Raw genomic sequence first — 1,655 nt, forward strand, 5'->3', positions numbered from 1 at the left:
TGGTGGTCGGTCGCCGCGAGTTCGGCCTCCGGGGTCTCCGGTGCCGGCGCGGCAGCGTGCACCCCGCGTCGATCGCCGGGAGCCGACTCGTGCGCCGCTGCGGCCGAGCCCTGCGTCGCCACGGCCCCGGTCTGCTGCCACGCGACGGTCTGCTTCGGCTTCGCCAGGAACAGTGCCGCGACGATGCCGACCAGCAGCACCAGTGCCGGCAGCGCGAGCGACTGCCCCATGGCCGTCGAGAACGGCTGCTGCAGGAACGCGGGCAGCGCGCCGACCTGCTGCTCGGCACCGCCGGCGCTCGTCCCACCGGTGGACGCCGGGAAGTTCGCCGTGATCCGGGCCTCGATCAGCGCGGCGATGCCGGCCGAGCCGAGCACCGCGCCGATCTGCCGCGTGGTGTTGTAGACGCCGGAGCCGGCGCCCGCGAGCTTCGGCGGCAGGTTCCGCGTGGCCGAGACCGACAGCGGACCCCACATGCAGGCGTTGGCGAGGCCGAGGAGCGTCGACGGCAGGAGCACCCAGCCCCACGCGGCACCCGAGGCGAGCAGCGAGCCGAACCAGAACAGCGCGCCCGAGAAGCACGCGAGTCCGAACGCGGCGACCCAGCGGAGGCTCCACCGGTTGAGGTTCTTGCCCACGAGCGGCGCGAGCCCGGCGGACAGGACGGCCTGCGGGACGAGCAGCAGCGCGGCCTGGGTCGGGCTGAACGTGAGGACGTCCTGCGCCCACAGCATGATGGGGAGCGCGAACGACGAGATCGCGACGCCCACCGAGGTGATGGCGATGTTCGCGAGCGTGAAGTTGCGGTCCTTGAAGAGGCCGAGCGGGAGCAGCGGCTCACCCTTCTGCACGCCCTGCCAGACCACGAACCCCGCGAGGACGACGACGCCGGCGACGATGAGTGACCACACCGAGATCGGCCCGGTGATGGTGCCCCAGTCGTAGGTCTCGCCCTCCTGGATGCCGAACACGAGCAGGAACATGCCGAGCGCGCTCAGGACGATGCCGAGGTAGTCGAACCGGTGTCCGTGCCGCTCGAACGACGGGACGAACCGCTGCGCGAGCACGAACGCGACGACGCCGACCGGCACGTTGACGAAGAAGATCCACTCCCAGCCGAAGCCGTCCACGAGCAGGCCGCCGACGATCGGCCCGACGAGCGAGGCAACACCGGCGACGGCACCCCACAGCCCCATCGCCGCGCCGCGGTTCTGCGGCGGGAAGATGCGCGTGATCACGGCCATGGTCTGCGGCGTCATCATCGCGGCGCCCAGCCCCTGCACGACGCGGGCGAGGATGAGGACCTCGATCGACCCGGCGAGACCGCACCAGAGGCTCGACAGCGTGAACACGACCAGACCGATCTGGTAGAGCGCCTTCGGGCCGAAGCGGTCACCGAGCCGCCCGGTGATGAGCAGCGGCACGGCGTAAGCGAGCAGGTACGCGCTCGTCACCCAGATCACCGCGTTGATGTCCGCGTGCAGCTTCGCGGCGATGGTGGGGGTGGCGACCGACACGATGGTCGAGTCGACGAGGATCATGAAGAAGCCGACGACCAGGGCCCACAGGGCGGCCACGGCTTCTTTTCGGCGGTTGTCATCGAGAGCGTTCTTTGTCGTGGTGGGGGTCTGCGGAGTTCGGCGGGACGGCCGGGC

At 70.9% G+C, this 1,655-nt stretch carries 1 protein-coding gene; it reads right to left on the bottom strand.

The genetic code is table 11. The features are described from left to right. Positions 1 to 1,577 (bottom strand): DHA2 family efflux MFS transporter permease subunit (locus I59_RS16345; protein WP_022904797.1); only part of this gene is annotated, 1,577 nt, incomplete at its 3' end. Positions 1,578 to 1,655: the final 78 nt, after the last annotated feature.

It is taken from the genome of Curtobacterium sp. B8 (assembly GCF_000333315.1).
Classification (GTDB): Bacteria; Actinomycetota; Actinomycetes; order Actinomycetales; family Microbacteriaceae; genus Curtobacterium; species Curtobacterium luteum.